The 24,476-nt window shown below is 71.1% G+C and carries 20 protein-coding genes; 7 read left to right on the top strand and 13 right to left on the bottom strand.

The genetic code is table 11. From position 1 onward, the window contains the following. The first annotated feature begins 79 nt into the window (after nucleotides 1-79). Nucleotides 80-550 carry a DUF4878 domain-containing protein gene (locus tag AB0I03_RS12305; RefSeq protein WP_360410705.1) on the top strand — a complete coding sequence of 157 codons (471 nt, stop codon included), beginning with the start codon at nucleotides 80-82 and terminating at the stop codon, nucleotides 548-550. A gap of 832 nt (nucleotides 551-1,382) precedes the next feature. Here AB0I03_RS12305 and ileS read toward each other — a convergent pair. Then, nucleotides 1,383-4,526: an isoleucine--tRNA ligase gene (ileS, locus tag AB0I03_RS12310; RefSeq protein ID WP_360410708.1), complete on the bottom strand. Its 3,144-nt coding sequence runs from the start codon at nucleotides 4,524-4,526 to the stop codon at nucleotides 1,383-1,385. 529 nt (nucleotides 4,527-5,055) lie between these two features. Here ileS and AB0I03_RS12315 point away from each other — a divergent pair. Beyond that, nucleotides 5,056-7,182, top strand: a complete 2,127-nt coding sequence (locus AB0I03_RS12315; protein WP_360410711.1) for an anthranilate synthase component I — start codon at nucleotides 5,056-5,058, stop codon at nucleotides 7,180-7,182. Between the two features lie 82 nt (nucleotides 7,183-7,264). Here AB0I03_RS12315 and AB0I03_RS12320 read toward each other — a convergent pair whose 3' ends face one another. Continuing rightward, the gene (locus tag AB0I03_RS12320; RefSeq protein WP_360410714.1) at nucleotides 7,265-7,702 is read right to left on the bottom strand and encodes a hypothetical protein; all 438 of its coding nucleotides are present in this window, start codon (nucleotides 7,700-7,702) and stop codon (nucleotides 7,265-7,267) included. Between the two features lie 292 nt (nucleotides 7,703-7,994). Here AB0I03_RS12320 and AB0I03_RS12325 point away from each other — a divergent pair, with 292 nt between their 5' ends. Further along, a complete protein-coding gene (locus tag AB0I03_RS12325; protein ID WP_360410717.1) occupies nucleotides 7,995-8,579 on the top strand; it encodes a dihydrofolate reductase family protein in 585 nt (194 codons plus the stop codon). A 358-nt stretch (nucleotides 8,580-8,937) separates the two neighbouring features. On the opposite strand, the gene AB0I03_RS12330 is transcribed toward AB0I03_RS12325, so the two are convergent. After that, complete coding sequence (locus AB0I03_RS12330) at nucleotides 8,938-9,528, bottom strand: PepSY domain-containing protein (RefSeq protein WP_360410720.1); 591 nt, start codon at nucleotides 9,526-9,528, stop codon at nucleotides 8,938-8,940. A 216-nt stretch (nucleotides 9,529-9,744) separates the two neighbouring features. Here AB0I03_RS12330 and AB0I03_RS12335 point away from each other — a divergent pair, with 216 nt between their 5' ends. The 4 genes from AB0I03_RS12335 to AB0I03_RS12350 all read left to right on the top strand — a co-directional run bounded on the left by AB0I03_RS12335 (nucleotide 9,745) and on the right by AB0I03_RS12350 (nucleotide 13,873). Then, complete coding sequence (locus AB0I03_RS12335) at nucleotides 9,745-10,428, top strand: response regulator transcription factor (protein ID WP_360410723.1); 684 nt, start codon at nucleotides 9,745-9,747, stop codon at nucleotides 10,426-10,428. Nucleotides 10,429-10,471: 43 nt separating this feature from the next. Continuing rightward, on the top strand, nucleotides 10,472-12,016 hold the full coding sequence (locus AB0I03_RS12340; RefSeq protein ID WP_360410726.1) for a HAMP domain-containing sensor histidine kinase: 1,545 nt from the start codon (nucleotides 10,472-10,474) through the stop codon (nucleotides 12,014-12,016). Between the two features lie 161 nt (nucleotides 12,017-12,177). Beyond that, the gene (locus AB0I03_RS12345) at nucleotides 12,178-13,107 is read left to right on the top strand and encodes a 2-hydroxyacid dehydrogenase (protein WP_360410729.1); all 930 of its coding nucleotides are present in this window, start codon (nucleotides 12,178-12,180) and stop codon (nucleotides 13,105-13,107) included. 46 nt (nucleotides 13,108-13,153) lie between these two features. After that, entirely contained in the window at nucleotides 13,154-13,873 is a 720-nt protein-coding gene (locus tag AB0I03_RS12350; protein WP_360410732.1) for a spermidine synthase, read from the top strand. Between the two features lie 160 nt (nucleotides 13,874-14,033). Here AB0I03_RS12350 and AB0I03_RS12355 read toward each other — a convergent pair whose 3' ends face one another. The 10 genes from AB0I03_RS12355 to pucL all read right to left on the bottom strand — a co-directional run bounded on the left by AB0I03_RS12355 (nucleotide 14,034) and on the right by pucL (nucleotide 24,474). Then, the gene (locus tag AB0I03_RS12355; RefSeq protein ID WP_360410735.1) at nucleotides 14,034-14,393 is read right to left on the bottom strand and encodes a tRNA-binding protein; all 360 of its coding nucleotides are present in this window, start codon (nucleotides 14,391-14,393) and stop codon (nucleotides 14,034-14,036) included. A gap of 15 nt (nucleotides 14,394-14,408) precedes the next feature. Continuing rightward, a complete protein-coding gene (gene alc / locus AB0I03_RS12360; protein ID WP_360410738.1) occupies nucleotides 14,409-15,431 on the bottom strand; it encodes an allantoicase in 1,023 nt (340 codons plus the stop codon). Further along, nucleotides 15,428-16,813: an allantoinase AllB gene (gene allB / locus AB0I03_RS12365; protein WP_360410741.1), complete on the bottom strand. Its 1,386-nt coding sequence runs from the start codon at nucleotides 16,811-16,813 to the stop codon at nucleotides 15,428-15,430. The genes alc and allB overlap by 4 nt, the downstream gene beginning before the upstream one ends. Before the next feature lie 59 nt (nucleotides 16,814-16,872). Further along, complete coding sequence (locus AB0I03_RS12370) at nucleotides 16,873-17,265, bottom strand: gamma-glutamylcyclotransferase (protein WP_360410744.1); 393 nt, start codon at nucleotides 17,263-17,265, stop codon at nucleotides 16,873-16,875. 222 nt (nucleotides 17,266-17,487) lie between these two features. Then, nucleotides 17,488-18,507: an XdhC/CoxI family protein gene (locus tag AB0I03_RS12375; protein ID WP_360410747.1), complete on the bottom strand. Its 1,020-nt coding sequence runs from the start codon at nucleotides 18,505-18,507 to the stop codon at nucleotides 17,488-17,490. Beyond that, nucleotides 18,504-20,882, bottom strand: coding sequence for a molybdopterin cofactor-binding domain-containing protein (locus AB0I03_RS12380; protein WP_360410750.1), 2,379 nt, complete (start codon nucleotides 20,880-20,882; stop codon nucleotides 18,504-18,506). The genes AB0I03_RS12375 and AB0I03_RS12380 overlap by 4 nt, the downstream gene beginning before the upstream one ends. Then, the gene (locus tag AB0I03_RS12385; protein ID WP_360410753.1) at nucleotides 20,875-22,236 is read right to left on the bottom strand and encodes an 8-oxoguanine deaminase; all 1,362 of its coding nucleotides are present in this window, start codon (nucleotides 22,234-22,236) and stop codon (nucleotides 20,875-20,877) included. Before AB0I03_RS12385 ends, AB0I03_RS12380 begins: the two co-directional genes overlap by 8 nt. Next, nucleotides 22,233-22,772 (bottom strand): 2Fe-2S iron-sulfur cluster-binding protein, encoded by a 540-nt coding sequence (locus AB0I03_RS12390; protein WP_360410756.1) that lies wholly within the window; start codon nucleotides 22,770-22,772, stop codon nucleotides 22,233-22,235. The genes AB0I03_RS12385 and AB0I03_RS12390 overlap by 4 nt, the downstream gene beginning before the upstream one ends. Beyond that, nucleotides 22,769-23,647 carry a xanthine dehydrogenase family protein subunit M gene (locus tag AB0I03_RS12395; protein WP_360410759.1) on the bottom strand — a complete coding sequence of 293 codons (879 nt, stop codon included), beginning with the start codon at nucleotides 23,645-23,647 and terminating at the stop codon, nucleotides 22,769-22,771. The genes AB0I03_RS12390 and AB0I03_RS12395 overlap by 4 nt, the downstream gene beginning before the upstream one ends. Then, nucleotides 23,644-24,474, bottom strand: a complete 831-nt coding sequence (pucL, locus tag AB0I03_RS12400; RefSeq protein WP_360410762.1) for a factor-independent urate hydroxylase — start codon at nucleotides 24,472-24,474, stop codon at nucleotides 23,644-23,646. The genes AB0I03_RS12395 and pucL overlap by 4 nt, the downstream gene beginning before the upstream one ends. Nucleotides 24,475-24,476: the final 2 nt, after the last annotated feature.

Genomic DNA, 24,476 nt, shown 5'->3' on the forward strand with positions numbered 1-24,476 from the left:
CCCGGGGCCGGGCCCATACCGGCCTTCGGCCCTGCCAACCCACTGGGCCGCAACGGGATCCCTCATCTGATTGGAACTCATGAACACTGCAATGCAGCCCCGCCGTGCCCGCCGCGCCACCGCCCTCACCGGTGGCGCCTTCGCCGCCCTCCTCGCCCTCGCCGCCTGCGGCGGCAACTCCGACACGCCTGACGGCGCGGTCGAGAACTTCCTCGACAACGGCATCGAGGACCTCGCCAACTCCATGATGGAAGGCGACTTCGAGGGCGCCGCGAACGACGCCGACGAATACCTCTGCGCCGAGGATGTCAACGGGCTCAAGGAAGCCGGAAGCATGTTCGAAGGCATGAGCGAGGACGAGATCAAGGAGGCCATGGGCGACGACCCGATTGTCCCCGAGGACTGGTCTTACGAGATCGGCGAGGTCACTGAGGACGGCGACACCGCCACCGTCGAGGTCACCATGACCGAGAACGGCGAGGACACCGAGGAGACCTTCGAGATGGTCAAGGAAGACGACGTCTGGAAGATCTGCGGCGAGTTCGTCTAGGCGACACCACGCCCGAAGCGGGGCCCGGCGAGCATCGCTCGCCGGGCCCCTTGTTCTTCACTGCTTCCCGCTGTCTCGGCGATCTCTCCTGGCGGCCTGACTTCGATTGGCGCCAGATCCACGCCACGTTTTGCGGTTGCTCTCTCCTCGCTCCAGACGGATCATCGCTGGATGTTGAAGCTGACAGTCGAACTCCCGGAGGACCTCGCCGCATGGCTCGCCGACACGCGGTGACCCGGCGATGCTCCCGCCAGGATCTCGAGTCGAAATGCTGCGCGACGCATTCGAGCGATCAGTCGCGATGGAGGCGCTCGCGGCGAAAGCGGTACGCGAGCACCACGAGCTGTTGCGGCGCCTTGCATCAGGACCGGGCGACCCGAACATCGAGTTAGTCGGGCCGATACCCCGAAAGCGACTGTGAGCTGCCGTTCCGCGGGTTATCCACAGCCTCAAAACTTCTCCTAGGCAACTCTTGCCCGACCTGTGAGAGTTAGTAGATAAAAACACCTTCCTCCGGAGGCAGTGGAGGAGTGAGGGAGGTGGAGCCGGTTCTGGCAGGACTGGCGGCGAATGTGGGAACCCCGGGGGCCGCCCCCGAAGACCGCGCGGGAGTGCACTCCCGCGCGGCTCCTGCCAGAACACCTCGCGAGGAAAGAGAAAGCGCGGGCGCGTCGGCATCCAGCCGACGCGCCCGCCCGAAAAAACCGCGCTCGCCGCGCTAGGAGCAACTCAGCAGCATTTTTGATCAACACACCGGGAAGCGATTCGGCACAACAAGAAGAACGACGGGGCCCGGACGCTTGCGGCGCCCGGACCCCTGTGATTGCGGTGCTCACTGCTTCGCGACTGCGGCCCTCACCGTGACGTCTCCGGCCTCACCGCTGGTGGCGGTGTCGCCCAGTGCACCGAAGGTCAGCTCCAGGGCGAGGGTCTCGGCCTGGACGAATTCGCGGTGCGTCTCGATCGCGGCCCGCACTTCGGCCGCGGCGTCGAGGACGACCGCGACGCGGTCGCTGACGTTCAGGTCGGCGTCCTTGCGGGCCTGCTGGATCACCCGGACGACGTCGCGGGCCAGGCCCTCGGCGGCGAGCTCCGGGGTGACCTCGGTGTCGAGCACGATGACACCCGCGCCGTTCGGCAGGGCCTCGGTGTGGTCGGCGTCGACCGCGACCATGGTCAGCTCGAACTCGCCGTCCTCCAGGACGACGCCGCCCGCGGTGACCGTGCCGTCCGCGACGGTCCAGTCGCCGGCCTTGACGGCCTTGATGACCCGCTGCACGTCCTTGCCGAGCCGGGGCCCAAGCACGCGCGGGACCAGCTTCAGGTCGGACTTCGAGTAGGCGCTCACGTCGGAGTCGAACTCGACGGCCTTGACGTTCAGCTCGTCCTTGAGCAGGTCAGCGAACGGCGCGAGCCGCTCGGCGTGCCCGGTCGCCACGGTGAGCTTCGCCAGCGGCAGGCGCACGCGGAGCTTGCGGGCCTTGCGCATGAACAGGCCCACAGAGGCGATTTCGCGCACGGCGTCCATCGCCTCCACCAGGGCGTGGTCGGCGGGCAGGTCCTCGGCCTCGGGCCAGTCGGCCAGGTGCACCGAGCGGCCGCCGGTCAGGCCCCGCCAGATGTCCTCGCTGATGAGCGGCAGCAGCGGCGCCGCGACCTCGCACGCGGTCTTCAACGCCGTTGCGAGCGTGGCGAACCCGTCCTCGTCGCCCTCCCAGAACCGGTCGCGCGAGCGGCGCACGTACCAGTTGGTGAGGCTCTCCAGGTAGGAGCGGAACGCGGCGGTCGCGCCCGCGAGGTCGTAGGCGTCCATCATCGCGGTGGTCGTCTCGACCAGTTCCCGCGTCTTCGCCAGCAGGTACCGGTCGAGCCGGTGCTCGCTGGCCAGCGCGGTGGCCCGCGCCTGCTCGGGCGTCGCCTCGTAGCCGGCCGCGCCCGCGTAGAGCGTGTAGAAGTACCACACGTTCCACAGGGGAAGGACGACTTGGCGGACGGCGTCGCGGAACCCGTTCTCGCTGACGGGCATGTCGCCGCCGCGCAGGACCGGGGAGGACACCAGGAACCAGCGCATCGCGTCGGAGCCGAACTGCTCGTAGGACTCCCGCACGTCCGGGTAGTTGCTGAGCGACTTGGACATCTTCTGCCCGTCCTCGCCCAGCAGCGTGCCGTGGACGAGCGCGGTGCGGAACGCGGGCCGGTCGAACAGGGCCGTGGCGAGGACGTGCAGCGTGTAGAACCAGCCGCGGGTCTGGGCGGTGTACTCGACGATGAAGTCGCCCGGGTAGTGGTGCTCGAACCAGTCGGCGTTCTCGAACGGGTAGTGGACCTGCGCGAACGGCATGGAGCCCGATTCGAACCAGCAGTCGAGGACTTCGGGGACTCGGCGCATGACGGACTGGCCCGTGGGGTCGTCCGGGTTGGGCCGCACCAGGTTGTCGATGCCGGGGCGGTGGAGGTCGGTGACGGGCACGCCGAAGTCGCGTTCGAGGTCGGCGAGCGAGCCGTAGACGTCGACGCGCGGGTAGGCGGGGTCGTCGGAGACCCACACGGGGATGGGGGCGCCCCAGTACCGGTTGCGGCTGATGTTCCAGTCGCGGGCGTTGGCGAGCCACTTGCCGAACTGGCCGTCCTGGACGTGCCCGGGCGTCCAGTCGATCTGCTGGTTGAGTTCGAGCATGCGGTCGCGGAAGCTGGTGACGGCCACGAACCATGCGGAGAGGGCGCGCTGGATCAGCGGGGAGCCGCAGCGCCAGCAGTGCGGGTAGTTGTGGTTGTACGTGTCGTGGCGCAGCAGGCGCTGGGTGTCCTTGAGGTCCTTGATGATGAGCTTGTTGGCCTCGAAGACGTGGACGCCGGCGTACGGGGGCACCTCGTCGGTGAACTTGCCGGAGTCGTCGACGGGGACGACCGGTTCGATGCCGGCGGCGTCGGTGACGAGCTTGTCCTCTTCGCCGAAGGCGGGGGCGATGTGGACGACGCCGGTGCCGTCTTCGGTGGTCACGTAGTCGGCGGTGAGCACCTGGTGGGCGTTCTCGCGGCCGGTGAAGAAGTCGAACGGCGGGTTGTAGCGCAGGCCGACGAGGTCGGCGCCCTTGTAGCGGGCGAGGATCTCGGGGTTCTCGCCGAGTTCGCGGGCGTACGCGGGGAGGCGGGCTTCGGCGAGCAGGTAGCGCGAGCCTTCGGATTCGACGACGGCGTAGTCGACGCTGGGGTGGACGGCGGCGGCGAGGTTGGACGGGAGGGTCCACGGCGTGGTGGTCCAGACGAGGAGTTTCACGCCGTCGAGCGGGCCCTCGGTGGTGACGTCGAGGCCGACGGTGACGGCCGGGTCCTGGCGGTCGCGGTAGGTGTCGTCCATCTTCGTCTCGGTGGCGGCGAGCGGCGTCTCGCAGCGCCAGCAGTACCAGAGGACGCGGTAGCCCTCGTAGATCAGGCCCTTGTCGTGCAGGGTCTTGAAGGCCCACATGACGCTCTCCATGTAGGACAGGTCGAGGGTCTTGTAGTCGTTCTCGAAGTCGACCCAGCGGGCCTGGCGGGTCACGTAGTCGACCCACTCGTCGGTGAACTGGAGGACGGAGGCCTTGGCGGCGGCGTTGAACCGGTCGACGCCATACGCCTCGATGTCGGCCTTCGATTTGAGGCCGAGTTCCTTCTCGGTGGTGACCTCGGCGGGCATGCCGTGGGTGTCCCAGCCGAAGCGGCGCTCGACGCGCTTGCCGCGCATCGTCTGGTAGCGGGGGACGATGTCCTTGACGTAGCCGGTGAGGAGGTGCCCGTAGTGGGGCAGGCCGTTGGCGAAGGGCGGGCCGTCGTAGAAGACGAACTCGTTCGCGCCGTTCTCGCCCGCCGGGCGGGCCTCGATGGAGGCGGCGAAGGTGTCGTCCTTGGTCCAGAAGTCGAGCACGCGGCGCTCGACCTCCGGGAGGTTCGGGCTCGCGGGTACGCCCCGTGCGGGGTCGTCGAGTGGATAGGCCATGGGACCGGTGTCTCCTCACACACACGCCTTGCGGACTTACGGTGTGCGAGGACGAGTCCGGCCTGTTCAAGGGCCTGACCCGCGGTACCACCTCGCTTGGCGCTCCCGCTTCCAGTGAAGCCGGTGCGCCCGCTCGATTCGGCGGCGGTGACGGGCCGCGCCCGTCCGGTTCTACTGGGGCCCCACCTGTGCGCGGCGGCGTTCGAAGCTGCCGCGGTGGGGCCGGTTCTTCCGGAAGCTCGCCGGTGATGGCCGGGTCGACGCTGTTGTAGGCAAGTGTAGCGCCGCCCCCGCCTCGGTTCGCGAGGGATTTACGGCGCGTCACCGCAGCGCACCGGCGTCGGTCCCACCCTCTGGGCATGTAGTATTCGGCCTGTGAGAACCCACGCCCGCAACTGGTGGTGGCGTCGCTGAGGCGGCGTCCCTGCTTTTGCGTGCAAGAAGCAAGCGACCGTCTCGAAGGCGGTCGCTTCGTCGTATCCGGGGTCGGCCGCCTCGAGTCGGGACCTGAGACCCATTGAGAGGGCCGATGACCAAGTTTCTGACACCCGCCGGTGTGACCGTGGAACGCCACGTCAGCGAGCTCGACGACTCGGACTTGACGCCGATCGTCGCGCAGGTGGAGACCCGCCGCGGCGGGGTCCTGTCGAGCGGCATGGAGTATCCGGGCCGGTATTCGCGCTACCACCTCGCCTATGTCGACCCGTCCCTCGAGGTCGTGGCGCGCGGGCGCGAGGTGACCGTGCGGCAGTTGAACGCCCGCGGGTTCCTGCTCGTCGACGTGCTCGCGGAGGCGCTGGCGGCGGCCGAGGTCGGCGAGGTCACCCGGAGCGACCGCGAGGTGCGCGTCCAGGTGCCGACCCCGACTGCACGCGTGCCCGAGGAGCTGCGCTCGAAGCTGCCGACGGCGTTCTCGGCGCTGCGGGTGATCCTCGAGGCGCTGCGCTGCGACGACCCGTACCTGGGGCTGTGGGGCGCGTTCGGGTACGACCTGGCCTACCAGTTCGAGCCGATCCCGTTCGCGAAGGACCGGCCCGATGACGCCCGCGACCTGGTGCTGCACTTGGCCGACGAGATCTACGTGGTCGACCGCAAGCGCGAGACCGCGCAGGTGCGCCGCTATGACTTCTCGTTCGGCGGGCGCTCCACGAAGGGCCTGTCGCGGGAGACCGAATCGCTCGACTACGTGCGGGCCGAGTCGATCCCGGACGGGCCTGTGCCTGGCGTGTACGCCGACACGGTGCGCCGCGCGCGGCAGGAGTTCAAGGCGGGCAACCTGTTCGAGGTCGTGCCGGGCCACGAGATGTACGCGGCGTGCGATTCGCCGACGCTGTTCTACGAGCGGCTGCGCACCGCGAACCCGGCGCCGTACGAGTTCATCTTCAACCTCGGCGACCGCGAGTACCTCGTCGGCGCCTCGCCGGAGATGTTCGTGCGGGTCTCGGGCGACCGGGTGGAGACCTGCCCGATCGCGGGGACGATCGCGCGCGGGGACGACCCGGTGCACGACGCCTCGCAGATCGCCCTGCTCATCGGCTCCCCGAAGGAGGAGTCGGAGCTGACGATGTGCACCGACGTGGACCGCAACGACAAGGCCCGCGTGTGCGTGCCCGGTTCGGTGAAGGTCCTGGGGCGCAGGCAGATCGAGATGTACTCGCGGCTGATCCACACCGTCGACCACGTCGAGGGGCGGCTGCGGCCGGAGATGGACGCGCTGGACGCGTTCCTCACGCACATGTGGTCGGTGACGGTGACGGGCGCGCCGAAGACCTGGGCGATGCGGTTCATCGAGGAGCAGGAGACGACGCCGCGGCGCTGGTACGGCGGCGCGGTCGGCTTCGTCGGGTTCGACGGGTCGATGAACACGGGCCTGACGCTGCGGACGGCGCAGATCCGCGACGGCGTCGCGTGCGTGCGCGCGGGGGCGACCCTCCTCTACGACTCCGACCCGGACGCCGAAGAGGCCGAGACCCACTTGAAGGCGCGCGCGCTGCTGGAGACCGCGGCGGGCGGGATCGGCGCCGCCGCGGTGGTGCCGGAGCCGATCGAGGTCGCGGGCGGGCCGGCGGGCGAGGGCCGCAAGGTGCTGCTGGTCGACCACGAGGACTCGTTCGTGAACACCCTCGGCGACTATTTCCGCCAGCACGGCTGCGAGGTCACGACCTTGCGGTTCGGGTTCGATGCCGCGCAGGTGCTGGCCGATACGGAGCCCGACCTGGTCGTGCTCTCGCCCGGTCCGGGCCGGCCGCAGGACTTCGACACGGCCGGGCTCCTCGACGAGCTCGAGCGGCGGGGCCTGCCGGTGTTCGGGGTCTGCCTGGGGCTGCAGGCGATGGTCGAGCACGCGGGCGGTTCGCTGTCGCTGCTGGACGAGCCGAGCCACGGCAAGCCGGGGAACGTGAAGGTGACCGGCGGGGGCCTGTTCGACGGGCTGCCGTCCGAGGTGGTCGCGGCGCGCTACCACTCGCTGTACGCCACGCCCGACCAGGTGCGGGGCGATTTCGCGGTGACGGCGGCGATCGACGAGGTCGTGATGGCGATCGAGGCGCCCGGGAAGCGCTGGTTCGCGGTGCAGTTCCACCCCGAGTCGATCCTGACGGCGGCGGGCGCGCACGGGCACCGGATCATCGGGAACGTGCTGCGGCTGACCGCTTGAGCGTCCCGATGTGACGTGCGAGGGCCGGGAGGCGCGGAGGCGCTTCCCGGCCCTTTGCGATGCGGGCGTTCGGTTGCGGGCGCTACGAGGTGTACTCCCAGTCTTGGACGCAGGACCAGGCGCTGTAGCCCCAGGCGCCGTTCCAGTAGACCTCCATCCAGTAGTCGCTGGTGAGTCCGCAGGCGCGGTACTCGCCGCCGGAGCCGCGCTCGCAGGAGACCTGGACCCAGGTGTCGGCCGGGATGACCTCGAGGATCGCCGCGCCGACCTCGGCGAGACGGCGGTGGTTGACGCCTTCGGTGAAGCGGGCCCGGCAGGTCCGCTGCTCTGCGGCGGCGGCCGGGACCACCGTGCTCTCGATCCGCGATTTCACGGGCGTCGGCATGTCGACGGGCACGCGCGGAGCCGCGGCAGCCGAGGACATGGCGGAGAGCGACAGCGCGAGCGCGGCCGCTATGACGCCGATGGCAGTGAAGAACTTCTTCATTACCAGGATCACCCCTTTGGTGAACTTGATCATGCTTACGCCTTATGACGTGATCTCAACCTAATTACGATGAAGAGTGCGTTCCAGTACAAAACGGGTAATGTCGGGAAGCCGACAGAGCGATCGGGCGTGGACGGGGCGCTGGACGGTGGCGCCGGGCGGGCCGATGAATGTCGGCGGCGGTCCGGTGTCGGGGCCGCCGGGACTCGTCGGCGGCCGGCCGCGCGGGAATCCAGGTGCCTTGGCGGCCAAGGAATGCCGAGCGAGGCCGGCCGTTCGAACGGGTTCGTCGGCGGGTGTCGGTGGGACGTGATTTGCTGGCGGGATGGCGAAAACCGTGTACAACACAGCGACCAGCATCGACGGCTACCTCGCGGATCCCGAGAACTCCCTCGAGTGGCTCTTCACCGTGCCGGGGGGCCACCCCGAGCAGGCGGAGGAGGAGGGCGGGGATGCGGAGACCCCGCTCGACGAGTTCGGCGAGTTCCTCGCCGGGGTCGGCGCGATCTGCATGGGCTCCACGACGTACGAGTGGATCCTCGAGTACGAGAACGTGCTCGAGAACCCGGGCAAGTGGGAGTACGAACAGCCTGCGTGGGTGTTCTCGAGCCGGGACCTCCCCGCGTTGCCGGGGCAGGACATCCGGTTCGTGTCCGGCGACGTCGCGGCGGTCCACGCCGAGATGGTCGAGGTCGCGGGCGACAAGGACCGGTGGATCGTCGGCGGCGGCGACCTCGTCGGCCAGTTCTTCGACGCCGGGCTCCTCGACGAGATCCGCGTCTCGCTCGCGCCGGTCTTCCTCGGCGACGGCGCACCGCTCCTGCCGCGCAGGATCCTCTCCCACCACCTCGAACTGACCGAGGCGAAGAGCACCGGCCAGTTCGCCTGCCTCACTTACAAGGTCAAGTAGCGAGAGGCTTCCTCGCGTCTTGGTGCGAAAGGGGGAGGGCCCCTCCCCTCCCCTCCCCTCCCCCCACCCCACCCGCCCCTGGTGTGTCGGGCCGGAGCCGAACGGCTGGCATACCGCTCAGGTCCGGACGGTCCGGCCCGTTCTTAGTCTGCGGACCCGCAACGCGGGTCGGTGTTCGACGACGGTGTTCAGTCTCGGTGTCGACGCCATCGCCTGGCCGTAATGCTCGGCCGTGGTGGTGAAGCTGTCACCCGGCGATAGTGCTCGGCCGCGGTGGCGTCATCGGGGGTCGATGGCGCAGGTGCGGTCGCACCGTGTCGGTGGCCGCCCGGCCCGCAAGGGCCGGGCGGGTCTCCCGCTAGTCGTTGTCGTTGTCGTCCCGGTCGTTGTCGTCCTGGTCGTCGGCGTCGTTGTCGTCGCCGTCGTCATCGGTGCCGTCGGAGTCGTCGTCACCGTCGTCGTCGTTCGCGTCGTCGTCGGCGAACACGTCGGTGACCATGCCGTCGAGGGCGTTGACCGCGATGTCCCAGTCGGCGCCGTCGGCGTCCGTCACCTCGACCACCCAGACCGGGGCCTCGGCGGTGCCTTCGAGGTCGACGTCGTAGACCTCGCCCGCGACCTCCGTGAGCGCGGCCTCGACGGCCGCGTCCTCGCCGATGGCCTCGTCCGGAAGCACGAAGTCGTCGTCATCGGAGCCGTCGCGGTCGTCCCAGTCGTCGCGGTCATCGCGGTCCGAACCGTTCGCATCGTCCGCCGCCTGCTCGGCGCGGTCGTCCCGGTCGTCGATCTCGTCCGCTGCGAAGGCCGCGGCGGCGCCGCCGCCGAGGAGCAGGACGCCCGCGGCGCCGGCGATCACGAGGGTGCGCTGGCGGCCGCGGAAGCGGCGGCGCTGCGTCGCCTCAGGCTGGTCGGGGGTCGGGGCCTGCTGGGTGTCGGTCGGAGCGTTCATGTCGTGTCCTCTCGCTGCTGTGCGGATCTGATGTCGGCAACCTTGCGCGTCCGAACCTGAAGCCAAGCTGAAGTCACCTGAAGCCGTCTTCAGGAAACTCGGCAAAGCAGGCCGGGGAGAAGGCGGGTTCCGGTGTTCCTCCTGGTAACGGCCCGTCTAGCATGTCTGCGGGCGACTTCAGGTTGGCTTCAGGTTCGCTGTGTCAAGCTTCGTGACATGCGATTGCTGATGGTGGAAGACGAGCAGCGGCTGGCCAAGATGGTCGCCGCCGGGCTGGCGGCCGAGGGCTACGCCGTCGACCTCGCCCATGACGGGCGGACCGGCCTGTCGATGGCCCGCATCGGCGACTACGACGCGATCATCCTCGACATCATGCTGCCCGGCATGAACGGCTACCAGGTCTGCGCGGCCCTCCGCCAGGAAGGCGTGGCCACCCCGATCCTCATGCTCACCGCCAAAGACGGCGAGTACGACGAGGCCGAAGGCCTCGACACCGGCGCGGACGACTACCTCACCAAGCCGTTCTCCTTCGTGGTCCTCCAGGCGCGCATCCGCGCCATGATGCGCCGCGGCCGGTCCGCGGCCGCCGCCCCCACCGTGTGGCGCTTCGGCGACCTCACCGTCGACCCGGCCACCCGCACCTGCCAGCGCGGCGGCAAGCCCGTCGAACTGACCTCGAAGGAGTTCTCGGTCCTGGAGTTCCTGGCGAGCCGCGTCGGCGAGGTCGTGTCCAAATCCGAGATCCTTCACCACGTGTGGGACTTCGCCTACGACGGGGACGTGAACATCGTGGAGGTCTACGTCTCCAACCTGCGCCGCAAGATCGACGCCCCTTTCCAGCGCGCCTCGATCGCGACCGTGCGCGGCGCCGGCTACCGACTGGCGGCCGACGGTGGTTAGGCCCCAGCCGGACAGGGCGCAGCGGGCCGAGATCCGCAGGGCCATGAGGCGGGCCGAGGGGAAGAAGCCGTTCTGGCGGCCCGATTCGGTGCGGGCGCGGGCCACTGTGGGCGCGACGCTCGTCGTCGCTGTGGCGCTGGTTGCCGCCGGGCTCCTGGTCGTGACGTTGCTGCGGGACAATCTCTACGGTCGCGCGGAGCTCACTGCGGAGGTCCAGGCCCGGTCGATCGCCGGTCAGCTCGCTTCGGGTACGGCGCCTTCGGCGATCGAGCTGCCCGACGACGATGAGCTCGTGCAGATCGTGGACGCTGACGGAACCGTGGTCGCCTCCAGTGAGGACCTCGCGGGCGCGCCAGTAGTCGGTGCTTTCGCTCCGGAACCCGATCCGACGCCTGCTGAGACCGAGCCGACGGAGACGGCGCGAGCGGAGACCGGGACCGACGATGATGATGACGAGGACGGGGACGATCAGGACGACGATGATGATGGCGAGGGCTCCGAGACGTCCTCGATCGACGCGCCGACGACCACTGCGGCGGGCGGGTCGGTCGGGTCGTCGATCGCTTACGAGACTGTGAACCTGCCGGGCGACGAACCGTCGTACCGGTTCGCGTCGCTCATCGCCAGAACCCCCGACGGCGGGACGTATGCCGTCTATTCCGGCGCTTCCCTTGAGACGCAAGAGGAGGCTGTGGACAGCGTCGGGGCGATCATGGCGTGGGCGCTGGCGCCGCTGCTGCTCGTGGTCGCCGTGGTGACCTGGCTGGTGGTCCGGCGTGCGTTGCGGCCGGTGCGGGCGATCCAGACGGAGCTCATCGAGATCATGGGCGGCGATTTGAGCCGGCGGGTGCCGGTGCCTGCGAGCCGCGATGAGATCCACAGCCTCGCGAGGACCACCAACATGACGCTCGAGGCGCTCGACCTGTCCGTCGAGCAGCAGCGCCGGTTCGTCGCGGATGCTTCGCACGAGTTGCGGAGCCCGCTCGCGATCCTGCGCACCCAGTTGGAGATCGCCAAGGAGCACCCGGAACTCCTCGATTTGGATGCCACGCTCGGGGATGTGACGCGGTTGCAGGATCTCGCCTCCGACCTGCTGCTGCTTGCGCGTCTTGACGCCGGGGAGCGGCCGCCGCATGTGGCGGTGCCGTTCACTGAGTTGGTGCGCGAGGAGGTGGCCCGCCGGGCCGCCACCGACCGGGTGCCGGTGCGGCTGGACGTGGAGGAGGACTTGTCGGTGTGGGGGGTGCGCGGTCACCTGGCGCGGGCGGTCGGGAATCTGCTCGCGAACGCGCAGCGGCACGCTGCCGGGCAGGTTTCGGTACGGCTGGCGGCCGAGGACGACGTCTGGCTGCGTTTGGACGTCGCGGATGATGGCAATGGCGTGCCCAAGGGGCAGCGGCGGCGGATCTTCGACCGGTTCGTGCGGCTCGATGAGTCCCGCAGCCGCGACGAGGGCGGCGCGGGCCTGGGTTTGGCGATCGTGCAAGACGTGGCGCTGGAGCATCACGGCATGATCTACGTGCTCGATGCGCCGGAGGGGGGTGCGCTGTTCCGTTTGGCGTTGCGCCGCAATGCGCGGGGATGGTGAAGTGCGCCGGGCGGCATTGAGGTGCTCGAGGCCGGGTCGGGGCGCTTCTCTGGCTCCGTGCGTCGGGCCGACGATGGCGACGAGGTGTCGGCCGCTGTGACGGGTTCTCGTGTTGCGGTCGGTCTCGTCGGGCCGGGGCGGGCGGTCCTTACGATGGCCGGATGAAGGCTTGGATCCCCCACGAGGCCGGGCTCGCTGAGCTCGGTCCGCTGCCCGAGGATGTCGTCGTCGAGGTGTACGACGGTGGCGACTTCCCGTCCGATCCTGGTGGCGTCGAGTTCCTGGTGCCGCCGGCCGCGCCCAAGGCGACGCTGCCGGGCATGTCGTACTCGACGCCGCCCGTGCTGGAGGACATGCCGAATCTCAAGGTCGTGCAGCTGCTCAGTGCGGGTGTCGAGAACTGGGTGCCGTATGTGCCGGACGGCGTGCTGCTGTGCAACAACCGCGGCGCGCACACGGAGGTGACGGCCGAGTGGGTGATGGCCGCGACGCTCGCTTCGGTGCGGCGGCTCGACGTGTTCGCCCGCAACCAGCCCGAGGGCAGGTGGGAACTCGCTTGGGGCACGACGCTGTCGGGGAAGCGCGCGGTGGTCATCGGTGCCGGCTCGATCGGTGCGGCCGTGGCGCGTCGGTTCGAGGCCTCCGGGTTGGAGGTGCGGATGGTGGCGCGGACGGCGCGGCCGGGGGTCGGGACGCTCGAGGACCTGCCAGGGCTGCTTCCCGACGCGGATGTCGTGGTGGTCATGGTGCCGTTGACGCCGGAGACCGAGGGCCTGGTGGACGCGGCGTTCCTGGCGCGGATGCGCGACGGTGCGCTGCTGGTGAACGCGGCCCGCGGGAAGATCGTGGACACTGCCGCGCTGACTGCGGAGGTCGCGTCGGGGCGGTTGCGGTGCGCGCTCGACGTGACCGAGCCGGAGCCGCTGCCCGCCGGCCACGAGTTGTGGGGTCTGGAGGGTGCGATCGTGACGCCGCATGTGGGCGGTGCGGTGCTCGGGTTCATCGAGCGGGTCTACCCGCGGGTGGGCGATCAGATCCGGCGTTTCGCGGCGGGTGAGCCGCTCCGGAACGTGGTCGAGAACGGGTATTAGCGGTGCGGGTCGCCGCATGCTGGACCTTTGATGGTTCGATGGTGCGGTGATGACGCGATTCGAGGAACTGGGCTGGCGTGATTCGCCGATGGGCGAGATCAGTCTGCGGCGGCGGTACGACCCTGAGGTGCGGGCCGAGGTGTACGAGGTCAAGCTGGACGAGGACTTCCTCATGTCGAGCCTGTTCACCGTGGCCGAGCGGGAGCTTTCCCACCTGGGGCTGGCCCGGGTCGAGAGCGGCGGCGACCTCGAGGTGATCGTCGGAGGCCTGGGCTTGGGGTACACGGCCCTTGCGGCCCTTGAGGATCCGCGGGTGCGGGACTTGACGGTGATCGAGTACTCGGAGGCGGTCATCGACTGGCACGAGCGTGACCTGCTGCCGGACACCGTGGGCCTCGCGGCGGACGAGCGGGTGCGCTTGGTGTGCGCGGACTTCTTCGCCGCCGCGATGAGCGACGAGGGGTTCGATCCCGAGCGGCCCGGGCGGGCGTTCGATGCGATCCTGCTGGACATCGACCACTCCCCCAGCCGGGTGCTGCATTCGCCGCACGCCGACTTCTACACCGCGGCGGGCATGCGGGCCATGGCCGCGCATCTGAAGCCCGGAGGGGTGTTCGCGATCTGGTCGGACGACCCGCCGGAGCCGGAGTTCATGACCGTGCTGATGGAGGTCTTCACGGGGGTGCAGGCCAAGCGGGTCTGGTTCGACAACCCGTACACCGGCGGGCGCTCCTCGAACACCGTGTACACGGCGGTCCGGGTCTAGGGGGTGTTTGAGAAGGCCCGGCGAGTCGGTATCCGAGTCCATTCGTTCGGTCGCAAGGCGGAGGGGCCTTTGCATACCGGTGTTGTATGCAAAGGTCGCGACAACGCAGCGAGCGGGCGAATGGGCCGGATAGCGGCCGGCGGGGTTTCTCAAACACCCCCTAGGAGACGCGCGCGCCGGGCGGGACGTCCGCGTCGGGGGCCAGGAGCACCACTTCGTCCGTGCCCTCGACGGGGACGCCGAGGACCAGCACCTCGGATTTGAAGCCCGCGATGCGGCGCGGCGGGAAGTTGGTCACAGCGACCACCATGCGCCCCACCAGTTCCTCGGCGCTGTAGCGGGCGGTGATCTGGGCGCTCGACTGCTTGACGCCGTGCTCGCCGAAGTCGATCCACAGCTTGTAGGCGGGGACGCGGGCCTTCGTGTTCGGTTCGGTCTTGACGACGCGTCCGGCGCGGATCTCGGTGCGGAAGAACGCTTCGGCGGAGCTGGCCTCGGGGGTCTGGGCGGGTTCGGTCATCGCCGCAGAATAACGCTAGGCGGCATCGAAGCGCCGCCGCATTTCGGCGAGGGCGTCGTCGGTGAGGCGTCCGTAGAGGCGCAGCCGCGCCATGCCGCCGTCGGGGAAGAGGTGCAGCCGCACCGAAGTGGCGGGCCGGTCGTTGTCGAGGACGAAGCGGTGCGGCGTGTCCGGTTGGAGTTTCGTGCGCGGCAGGAGCGTGAACGCGGTGTCGCCGTCGCGGGCTTCGATCGCGGCCCAGCCGGGGGCGTTGTGCTTGAGGTGGGTGGTGTCGAGTTCGGCGACGCGGACGGTGCCGCGGCCGGCGAGGCGCACGTCGAGCCATTCGTTGCCCGGTTCGCGGCGGCGGGCGGTCTCCCAGCCGTCGGCCTGGCTGGCGGGCAGGCCGGGCATGATCGCGCCGACCGGGTTGGAGTAGAAGGCGTTCGAGGCGCCAGTGACCGTGGCCCCGTTGGTGAGCGCGGCGAGGTCGAGCGGCAGGTCCGCGAAGCCGGCCGGGTCGGGCACGGGGGTGCCGTGGACGCGGAGGCGGGCGATGCCGCCGTCCGGGTGCATGTTGAGGCGCACGTGGGTGCAGCGGTACGGGTCGCGGACGGCGTATTCGTTCACGCTGTCGCCCTTGGCGTCGCTGACCGGGACGAGGGGCCGCCAGTCGGCTTCCAGGATCTCGTGGAGGGCGGGGTGGCCGTCGAGCCGGCAGGCGTCGACCGAGATGCGCGGCGGGTAGTTGCCGGTGAAGTAGGCGGTGTCGACGACGATGCCGCTGACCGTGCCGGGGACGCCGAGGCGGATGATCGCCCAGTCGTGGCCGGTGTCGCGGCGGCGGCGCGTCTCCCAGCCGTCATAGAGCTGTCCTTTGTGGCCGAACGTGTGCGCTTGGTGGACGACGGGGTAGGGCCTGATGAGGCTCTCCTTCTCCGCGAAGGACTCGTCGTTGGCGGCGAGCACGGATCCGCCGAGGGCGCGGGCGGCGAGATCGGGCAGGTGCCGCCAGTCGTCGGGGCCTTGGACGTCGGGGCGGGGTTCGAGCGGGCTCATCGGGGGCTCCTCAGCAGTTGGCGGCCACGCGGTGCGGCGTCGGTGTCGACGCGTCTGCCGCGCAGCCAGGTCGAGACGACCCAGCCTGTCAGTGTCTCGCGGTCGTAGGGGGTCACGGGGTGGCGGTGCAGGAGGTCTTCAGCGCGGACGGTCCACGCCCGTTCCGTGTCGAACGCGACGAGGTCGGCGTCGGCTCCGGTCGCGATGCGGCCCTTGCGGTCGAGCCCGACGAGGTCGGCCGGGCCGGCGCACATCCACCGGACCAGATCGGCCAGGGCGAGGCCGCGGCCGCGCGCTTCGGTCCACATGACGGGCAGCCCGAGCTGCAGCGAGGCGATGCCGCCCCACGAGGTGGCGAAGTCGCCGGTCTTCATGCCGGGCGGGCTGGGCGAATGGTCGGAGACGACGATGTCGATGCCGCCGTCGACGAGCCCTTCCCAGAGGGCTTCGCGGTTCGCCTCGCCGCGGATCGGCGGGCAGCACTTGAAGGCGGTGGCGCCGTCAGGGATGCGTTCGGCGGCGAGGTGGAGGTAGTGGGGGCAGGTCTCGACCGTGATGCGGACGCCGTCCCGCCGGGCGGCGTGGAGGTCGGCGAGGGCTTCGGCCGCCGCGAGGTGGAGGAGGTGGACGCGGGCGCCAGTGGCGCGGGCGGCGGCGATGACCTCGCGGACCGCGCTGGTCTCGGCCTCGGGCGGCCGGGTGGCGAGGAAGCTGCCGAAGGCGCTTCCCGGGGACCCTTGCGAGCCGTGAATATGTCCGGCGGTGTCGGCGTCGTGGAGGTGGGCGGGGTCTTCCGCGTGGACGAGGAGGAGCGCGTCCAGGGCGGCGACCGTCGCGCACGCGCGGTGGAGGCCCGCGGTGTCGAGGTGCGGGAACTCGTCGACTCCTGAAGGGGCCGTGAAGCATTTGAAACCGAAGACGCCGGCGTCGTGGAGTCCCTTGAGGTCGGCGTCGTTGCCGGGGATCGCGCCGCCCCAGAAGCCGGTGTCGACCCAGGTCCGGTCGCGGGCCGCGTCGCGTTTGGCGGCCAGCGCGGCGGTGTCCACGGTGGGCGGGAGGCTGTTGAGCGGCATGTCGACGATGGTGGTGACGCCGCCCGCGGCGGCGGCGCGGGTGGCGGTGGCGAAGCCCTCCCATTCGGTGCGGCCGGGTTCGTTGACGTGGACGTGGGTGTCGACGAGGCCCGGGAGGAGGGCGAGGTCGCGGAGGTCTTCGGTGCGGTGGGCGGGTATGGGCTCGTCGTAGTCGCCGATGACGGCGATGCGCTCGCCGGCGATGGCGACGGCGGCGGGTCGTTCGCCGTCGGGGAGGACGGTTCGGCGGGAGCGGAGCACCAGGTCGTAGATGACGGGGGCGGCAATGTCGTAGGGGTCGGTCATCATGGTGACTCCAGGTGTTCGTTCGGTTGCGAGAGGACCCGTATGGCGGCGGGGCCGAACGGTCATAAGGCCTCGGCGTTCGCGGCGCGGTAGGCGCGCCAGGAGCCGTGGGCGGTGATGTCGATGAGTTCGGGCAGGGCTGCGCAGTCGTCGCGCAGGCGCATGCCGAGCGCTTCGGTGCCGTCGGCCATGCCGACGACGCCGAGTTCGAGGTCGGCCGGTTCGGCCGGCAGGAGGGAGGTGCGCAGGACGGCGAGGTCGATGTCGTAGAGCTCGCCGTCGATTGCGGCGCCTTGGCCTTCGGGCGCGAGCTGCAGGGCCGGGTGGTCGTCTCCGACGGAGTGCAGCCGGTAGATCGGCAGGGTCGTGGCGGGGCCGACGAACGGCGCGCCGCCGATCAGGTGGTGGAGGTTGCCGCCTTTCATGCCGCCTCCGTTGAGGAACATGTGGACCATCATCGGCTCCTTCGATTATGGGTGCTCGGTTGCTGTGCTTGCGGTTCGGTGGTAAGGCTCGGTGGCCGGTGGCCGGTGGCCGGTGGCCGGTGGCCGGTGGCCGGTGGCCGGTGGCCGGTGGCCGGTGGCCGGTGTGCGACCCCGACTCGGTTTGCGCTCGAGCCCGGGTCCAGGCCCTTCGGATCGCCATTGGCTGCGGCCGTGATGGCCGCGTTCCGCCGATCAGTGGTGGATCGGGCCCTGCGCCCCGGTGAGGAACCCGGCGCGGGCATCGTTCCTGACGGCGACGATCTCGGCGACGATCGACAGGGCGGTCTCCTCGGCGGTGCGGCCGTTGAGGTCGAGGCCGATGGGTGAGCGGAGGCGGGCGAGCGCTTCCTCCTCCAGTCCGGCCTCGCGGAGCCGTTCGAGCCGGTCGCGGTGGGTGGCGCGGGAGCCGAGCGCGCCGACGTATCCGGCCTCGGAGACGAGGGCGCGTTCGAGGAGCGGGAGGTCGAACTTCTCGTCGTGGGTGAGGACGACGACCGTGGTGGTCGCGTCGACCTCGGCCGCGTCGAAGTGGCGGTGCGGCCAGTCCACGACGATCGCGTCGGCGTCGGGGAAGCGGATCTCGGTGGCGAACACGGGCCTCGCGTCGCACACCGTGACCCTGAAGCCGAGGGTCTTGGCGATCCGCACGATCGGCGCGGCGAAGTCGACGGCGCCGTAGATGTAGAGGTCCGGGGGCGGCGAGTAGTCCTCGACGGCGAAGCGGCCGACGCGCCCCGAGGCGGCCGGCAGGTCGATCGCGCCGAGCTCGAGGCGGCCGGCGAAGCCGTTGGCGCTCATGGCGACCGCCGTGCCGAGGTCGGGGCCCTCCACGACGCGCACGAGCGAGGCGGACTCGCCTGCGAGGACCGCGTCGAGGGTGGCGCCGATGGCGGGGTCGTCCGGTTCGACCCGCACGACGAGCACGTCCATCGTGCCGTCGCAGGTGATGCCGAGGAAGAACCGCTCCTCCTCGGTGGCGCCGTACGAGTCGACCGCGGGCGTGCCCGTCTCCAGGACCTCCTGGCAGCGGCCATACACGGCGGCTTCGACGCAGCCGCCCGAGACGCCGCCCACGGCCGTGCCGTCCGCGTCGACGGCGAGCGCGGTGCCGAGCGGGCGCGGCGAGGACCCGGCGGTGCCGACGACCGAGGCGAGCGCGAACGGCTTCCCGTCGTCCATCCAGGCGCGGAGTGTCGCGGCGATGTCCCTCATGGCTGCCTCCCGAAGTGGGCGGTCAGGTGTTCGGGCCTGACCGGGATCTGGGTGAGTGGAAGGCCCGTCGCGTCCCGGATGGCGGCGACGATCGCGGGCGTCGACGAGAGCGTGGGCGGTTCGCCCGCGCCTCGGAGTCCATAGGGCGCTTCGGGGTCGGCGTTCTCGACGATGCGCAGCCGCATCGGCGGCATGTCGAGGATGGTGGGGATGAGGTAGTCCGTGAAGGAGGCGTTCTTGACCCGCCCCTGCTCGGTGATCATCTCCTCCATGACGGCGAGGCCGAGGCCCTGCGCGGAGCCGCCGTGGATCTGGCCTTCGAGTGCGACTGGGTTCATGATCTTCCCGACGTCCTGGACGCAGGTCAGGTCGACGACCTTGACGAGTCCGAGCTCCACGTCGACGTCTACAGTGGCGCGGTGGACGGCGAGGGCGAGCTGGACGTGCGACTCGCCTTGGCCGGTGACGGGGTCCATGGGTTTGGTGGCGCGGTGGCGGAACACGCGCGTCGCCTCGACCGGCCCGTCGGCGAGGTCGCGGCCGCGCAGCAGTTCGCGGACGGCCTCGCAGGCGGCTTTGACGGCGCCGCCGGTCATGTACGACTGGCGCGAGGCCGAGGAGGATCCGGCGGAGCCGGCCTTCGTGTCGTTGGGGAGCAGTTCGACCCGGTCGGCGCCCAGCTCGGTGCGCACGATCTGCGCCTGCAGGCTCCAATGCCCCTGCCCCACTTCGGCGGCGGCGGTGTGGACGAACGCGACGGTCTGCCCGTCGACGAGTTCGAGGCGGACGCTCGCGGTCGAGTAGTCGTCGAAGCCCTCGGAGTAGCAGATGTTCTTGAGCCCGACGCCGTAGCCGACGCCGCGGCGCACGCCCTCGCCGTGCGTGGTGTTGCCGGTGCCGCCGGGCAGTTCGATGATGTCGCGCCCGGCGGGAACAGCGGGGACCGGGATCTCCTTGAACCGGCCGAGCATGTCGGCGAGCGGCGAGAACGGCCTGCCGCCGTCAGCGCGCGACGGGTCGTACGCGTCGACGATCTGACCGGTGATGAGCTTGGAGCCCTGGGCGACCGCATTGCGGCGCCGGAACTCCAGCGGGTCGAGGCCGAGCGCCTCGGCGAGCGCGTCCATCTGCGACTCGTACGCGAAGCAGGTCTGGACGCCGCCGAAACCGCGCATCGCCCCGCACGGCGGGTTGTTCGTGCGCGCGCCCCACGCGTCGACGCTCACATGCTCGACCTCGTAGGGCCCCACCGCGAGTGACGCGGCGTTGCCGACGACAGCCTCGGTCGTGGAGGCGTACGCGCCGCCGTCGAGCACGATGCGGGCCTTCACGTACAGGAGCCTCCCGTCCGCGTCCGCGGCGTGCTCGTAGCGCATCCGCGCCGGATGGCGGTGCACGTGGCCGAAGAACGACTCGGCCCGGTCGTACATCATCTTCACCGGGCGGCCGGTCGCGAGGGCGAGCATCGCCATGTGGACCTGCACGGACAGGTCCTCGCGGGCGCCGAACGCGCCGCCGATCCCGGCGATCGCCATGTGGATGCGGTCCGGTTCCAGGCCGAGGCAGGGCGCGATCTGCTCGAGGTCGGAGTGCACCCACTGGGTCGCGACGTAGAGCTCGACGCCCCCGTCGCCGGTGGGGACGGCCGCACCGGACTCGGGGCCGAGCGGCGCCTGGTCCTGCATGCCGACCACGTACTCGCGTGCCACCACGGCGGCCGGGACCTGCGCGTCCGGGTCGCCGAGGCGCACCGGCTGGTACCGGAAGTAACTGCCGTTCGCGACCGCTTCCTCAGGGTCGCAGGCCGGTTCGAGCACCTCGTAGTCGACGCTGATCGCCTCGGCGGCGCGGCGGGCGAGGTCGAGGGTCTCGGCGGCGACGATCGCGACCGGTTCGCCCTGGTAGTCGACCTGGTCGAGGGCGAGCACGGGCTGGTCGGCCTCGATGAGTCCGTAGTGGAGCTTCCCGGGGACGTCGGCGGCGGTGAGCACGGCGGCGACGCCGGGCATCGCCAGCGCGGCGGCCGTGTCGACCGCGCGGAGGCGGGCGCGGGGGTGGGGGCTGCGGAGGGTGTGGCCCCACAGCATCCCGGGGAAGGCGAGGTCGGAGGCGTAGTCGAAGGTGCCGTTGACCTTCGCTTCGGCGTCGGGGCGGGCGGGGCTGGACCCGACGCCTCCTGGGAGGTGTGGGGTTCCGACCCCGCCGGCTGCCCTTGTCGGCGGGGTCGGAAACTCGGGGGCCGCCGCGGGCGCGGCCGCGGTGGTCGCGTCGCGGGCCGCGCCCGGCTCGGCGGCCGATAGTTCGGCGCGGGACTCGGGGATGGCGGACTCGCCCGCGGCGGGGCCGCTCGGCGGGTTCGAGGCGGGTTCAGGCATCGCGGGCCTCCCTGAGGTTCGCGCTGGCGGCGGCGAGGTCGCGGGCGAGCGTCGCGGTGTCGGCGGTGCGCAGTTCGCCGTCGGCGACGACCGGGTTCCCGGCGACGGTGAGGAGCCGCAGCGGCGCGGGCGGGCCGAGCACCAGGGCCGCAACGGGATCGGCGATGCCGGCGTGGCCGAGGCCGGTGAGGTCCCACAGGGCGATGTCGGCCTGCTTGCCGGTCTCGAGGGAGCCGATCTCGGTGTCGCGGCCGAGGACGCGGGCGCCGCCGATCGTGCCGAGGCGCAGGGCGGTGCGGGCGTCCATCGCGTGCGGTCCCTTGAGCTGCCTTGCGGTGTAGAGGGCCTGGCGCAGTTCCTCGCCGAGGTGCCCGGCCTCCTGGCTGGCGGCGCCGTCGACGCCGAGGCCGACGGGGATGCCGGCGTCGAGCATGGCGGGGACGTCGGCGAGGCCGGTGCCCAGGCGGGCGTTGGAGGAGGGGCAGTGGGCGACACCGGTGCCGGCCGCGCCGAGGCGGCGCTGGGCGTTCGCGTCGAGGTGGACGGCGTGCGCGAGCCAGGTGTCGGCGTCGATCCAGCCGGCCTTGTCCATGTACTCGACCGGGTCGCAGCCGTGGACGCTCTGGCAGAACTCGGCTTCGTCGAGGGTCTCGCACAGGTGGGTGTGGAGGCGGACGCGCTTGTCGCGGGCGAGGGCGGCGGATTCGCGGAGCAGCTCGGTGGAGACGGAGAACGGGGAGCAGGGCGCGACGCTGATGCGCAGCATCGAGCCGGGGGCGGGGTCGTGGTGGCGGTCGATCGCGTCGGCGGTGGCGGCGAGTGCGGCGTCGATGTCCTCGACGATGTGGTCGGGCGGGAGGCCGCCGTCGCTCACGCCGCGGTCCATGGAGCCGCGGGCGAGCTGCAGGCGGACACCGATCTTCGCGGCGGCGGCGATCTGGACGTCGACGAGGTCGGCGGCGTGGCCGTCCGGGTAGACGTAGTGGTGGTCGGCGGCGGTGGTGCAGCCGGAGAGGGCGAGCCAGGCGAGGCCGGCGGTGTTGGACGCGGCGACGTGCGCGGGGCCGATGCGGGCCCACACCGGGTAGAGGTCCACGAGCCATTCGAAGAGGCTGTGGTCGGTCGCGTACCCCCTGGTCGCCCACTGGTAGAGGTGGTGGTGGGTGTTCACCAGGCCCGGGGTGGCGAGGCACCCGGTGCCGTCGATGTACTGCGCGCCGTCGCGGTGCGGGGCCGGGCCCGCGCCGACGGCGGTGATGACGCCGTTCTCTGCGACGATGTGGCCGCGCCCGTGCTCGGTCCCGGCGGCGTCCACCGCCGCGATCGCGGCGTTCTCGATCACCAGCGCGGTCATGGCGTCGCCTCCGTCGCCTCGGCAGCGGCGCTCGGCACCACAGGGGTCGTGATCCACTGGCGCTGCGGGGGTCGCGCTGTTCCGTCGGCCATCGCTTCGGCCGCCGCGTGCACGGCGTCGATGATCTTCTCGTAGCCGGTGCACCGGCACAGGTTCCCGGCCAGCGCCTCGCGGATCTGGACGTCGCTCGGGTCGTCGTCGCGGGCGAGGAGGTCGGCGACCGAGACGAGGAGCCCGGGGGTGCAGAACCCGCACTGCACGGCGCCGCACGCGATGAACGCGTCGCGCACCGGCCGCGGCACCGCCCCCACCACGGTCTTCACGTCGCGCCCTTCGCATTGCGCGGTCGCGACGAGGCACGCGCACACCGGGTCGCCGTCCAGGAGCACCGTGCAGGACCCGCATTCGCCCTGCTCGCAGGCGTTCTTGGTGCCGTAGCGGCCGAGCCGGTCCCGCAGGGTCGCGAGCAGGCTCTCCCCCGGCCGGTCGATCTCGGCGACCGCGGCCTCGCCGTCGACGCGCAATTGCACTCTCATCGGCTGCTCTCCGTTCCGTGGGCGGCGGTCCAGACCCGCCGCAGCGCCCGCGCGGCGCACACCGCCAGCGCGTGGCGCCGGTACGCGGCGGTGCCGCGCACGTCGTCGATGGGTCGTGCGGCGGCGGCGACGCGGCGGCCGAACTCCTCCGCGAGGGCGTCGTTGAACAGGTCCGGTCGCCGCCAGGGCAGTTCGATGAGGTCCGCGTCGGGCGCGGTGAGGGGCGTGGGCCCGGCGGAGCCGATGCCGGTGCCGAGGCGGCGCGCGTCGAGGTCGAGCGCGACCGCGAGGGAGCAGACGGCGATGACCATCGCGTTGCGCGTGCCCACTTTCAGGAACTGCTGCGGGCCGGCCGCTTTCGGGACGGTGACGGCGGTGATGAGTTCGCCGGGGGCGAGGACGCTGCGTTTGGGGCCGGTGAAGAACGCGGTGACCGGCACCGTGCGGGTGCCTGCGACCGAGGCGATCTCGATGGTCGCGCCGGTCGCCAGGAGCGGCGGGTGGCCGTCGCCGGCCGGGGAGGCCGTGGCGAGGTTGCCGCCGAGGGTGCCGCGGTTGCGGATCTGCGGGGAGCCGACGGTGCGGGAGGCGGCGGCGAGGCCGGGCAGGACCGTGGCGAGTTCGGCGCAGATCCTCGCGTAGGGGACGCCGGAGCCGATGCGGATCGCGCCGCCTTCGTCGGACCATTCGCGCAGTTCGGCGAGGCGGGTGAGGTCGAGCATCGCGGCGGGCCGGGTGTGCCGGTAGTTGACGGCGACCATGAGGTCGGTGCCGCCCGCGACGGGCACGGCCTCGGGGTGCGCGGCGAGGAGCCGCAGCGCCTCGTCGAGGCCGGCAGGGCGGTGGAAGACGGCCGCTGCCGTCGACGCTGTCATGCCGCCTCCCTTCGGACCGTGCCCTCGATGAGCCCGTACGGCAGGTCGCCGGCCTGGAAGACCACGCCGGGGTTGTCGAGGCCGAAGCGTTCGAGGTCGAGGAGGTAGTGGTGCCGGTTCGGCAGCGACAGGTGCACCTCGCCGACCTCGGGGACCGCCTTCAGTATGCGCTCGCCGACGGCGTGGAGGGTCTGTTGCAGCGAGAGCGAGTAGGTGTCCGCGAACGCCGCGAGGAGCGCCCCGCGGGCCTCGGCGAACGCGCGGTCGTAATCCGGTTCGGCCTCGTAAGCCCAGGTCGCGGTCACCGCGGTCGCGAGGATCCGGTCGTCGGTTTCAGGCAAGGTGGTGTACTCGTCGGCGAGGAAGCCGTTGAACTCCGAGTCGGTGGTGTTGAGCAGGAGCAGGTCACGCACGCCGGAGGCGGTGCGGGCGGCGGTGCCGTCGTAGCCGACCTCCGTGGTGCGCAGTTCGCCGCCTTCGCCGCGGGTGAAGGAGTGGTCGCCGATGCGCGTCCACGCGTGCTCCTCGATGCGGACGCGGGCGTGCGTGATCGCGGGGGTCGCGTCGACGAAGTGGCGGGCGAGCCGCTCCGCGAAGGCCTCGATGGGGCCGATGCCGTCACGGGCGAACGCGTACACGGTGTTCTTCTGCGTGTCGGTGGGCAGGACGCCGGTGTTGTCGCCGGTGTAGTGCGTGGCGTCCAGGTCGCCCGAGAGCGCGGTGTGCACGGTGAGGTCGCGCAGTCCGTGCCGCGCGGTGTCGCGGGCGACGCGGACCAGGCGGATCCCGGACTTCCCGTAGTTGTTGGGGCCCATGGTGAACGGCATGG

The sequence above is a fragment of the Glycomyces sp. NPDC021274 genome, from assembly GCF_040641195.1.
In the GTDB taxonomy this organism is placed as follows: domain Bacteria; phylum Actinomycetota; class Actinomycetes; order Mycobacteriales; family Micromonosporaceae; genus Glycomyces.

Bases quoted from the DNA above. Each gene is read 5' to 3' on its own strand.
- AB0I03_RS12305 (WP_360410705.1), top strand. From the start codon at position 80: ATGAACACTGCAATGCAGCCCCGCCGTGCCCGCCGCGCCACCGCCCTC.
- ileS (WP_360410708.1), bottom strand. From the start codon at position 4,526: ATGGCCTATCCACTCGACGACCCCGCACGGGGCGTACCCGCGAGCCCG.
- AB0I03_RS12315 (WP_360410711.1), top strand. From the start codon at position 5,056: ATGACCAAGTTTCTGACACCCGCCGGTGTGACCGTGGAACGCCACGTC.
- AB0I03_RS12320 (WP_360410714.1), bottom strand. From the start codon at position 7,702: ATGATCAAGTTCACCAAAGGGGTGATCCTGGTAATGAAGAAGTTCTTC.
- AB0I03_RS12325 (WP_360410717.1), top strand. From the start codon at position 7,995: ATGGCGAAAACCGTGTACAACACAGCGACCAGCATCGACGGCTACCTC.
- AB0I03_RS12330 (WP_360410720.1), bottom strand. From the start codon at position 9,528: ATGAACGCTCCGACCGACACCCAGCAGGCCCCGACCCCCGACCAGCCT.
- AB0I03_RS12335 (WP_360410723.1), top strand. From the start codon at position 9,745: ATGCGATTGCTGATGGTGGAAGACGAGCAGCGGCTGGCCAAGATGGTC.
- AB0I03_RS12340 (WP_360410726.1), top strand. From the start codon at position 10,472: ATGAGGCGGGCCGAGGGGAAGAAGCCGTTCTGGCGGCCCGATTCGGTG.
- AB0I03_RS12345 (WP_360410729.1), top strand. From the start codon at position 12,178: ATGAAGGCTTGGATCCCCCACGAGGCCGGGCTCGCTGAGCTCGGTCCG.
- AB0I03_RS12355 (WP_360410735.1), bottom strand. From the start codon at position 14,393: ATGACCGAACCCGCCCAGACCCCCGAGGCCAGCTCCGCCGAAGCGTTC.
- alc (WP_360410738.1), bottom strand. From the start codon at position 15,431: ATGAGCCCGCTCGAACCCCGCCCCGACGTCCAAGGCCCCGACGACTGG.
- allB (WP_360410741.1), bottom strand. From the start codon at position 16,813: ATGATGACCGACCCCTACGACATTGCCGCCCCCGTCATCTACGACCTG.
- AB0I03_RS12370 (WP_360410744.1), bottom strand. From the start codon at position 17,265: ATGGTCCACATGTTCCTCAACGGAGGCGGCATGAAAGGCGGCAACCTC.
- AB0I03_RS12375 (WP_360410747.1), bottom strand. From the start codon at position 18,507: ATGAGGGACATCGCCGCGACACTCCGCGCCTGGATGGACGACGGGAAG.
- AB0I03_RS12380 (WP_360410750.1), bottom strand. From the start codon at position 20,882: ATGCCTGAACCCGCCTCGAACCCGCCGAGCGGCCCCGCCGCGGGCGAG.
- AB0I03_RS12385 (WP_360410753.1), bottom strand. From the start codon at position 22,236: ATGACCGCGCTGGTGATCGAGAACGCCGCGATCGCGGCGGTGGACGCC.
- AB0I03_RS12390 (WP_360410756.1), bottom strand. From the start codon at position 22,772: ATGAGAGTGCAATTGCGCGTCGACGGCGAGGCCGCGGTCGCCGAGATC.
- AB0I03_RS12395 (WP_360410759.1), bottom strand. From the start codon at position 23,647: ATGACAGCGTCGACGGCAGCGGCCGTCTTCCACCGCCCTGCCGGCCTC.
- pucL (WP_360410762.1), bottom strand. From the start codon at position 24,474: ATGCCGTTCACCATGGGCCCCAACAACTACGGGAAGTCCGGGATCCGC.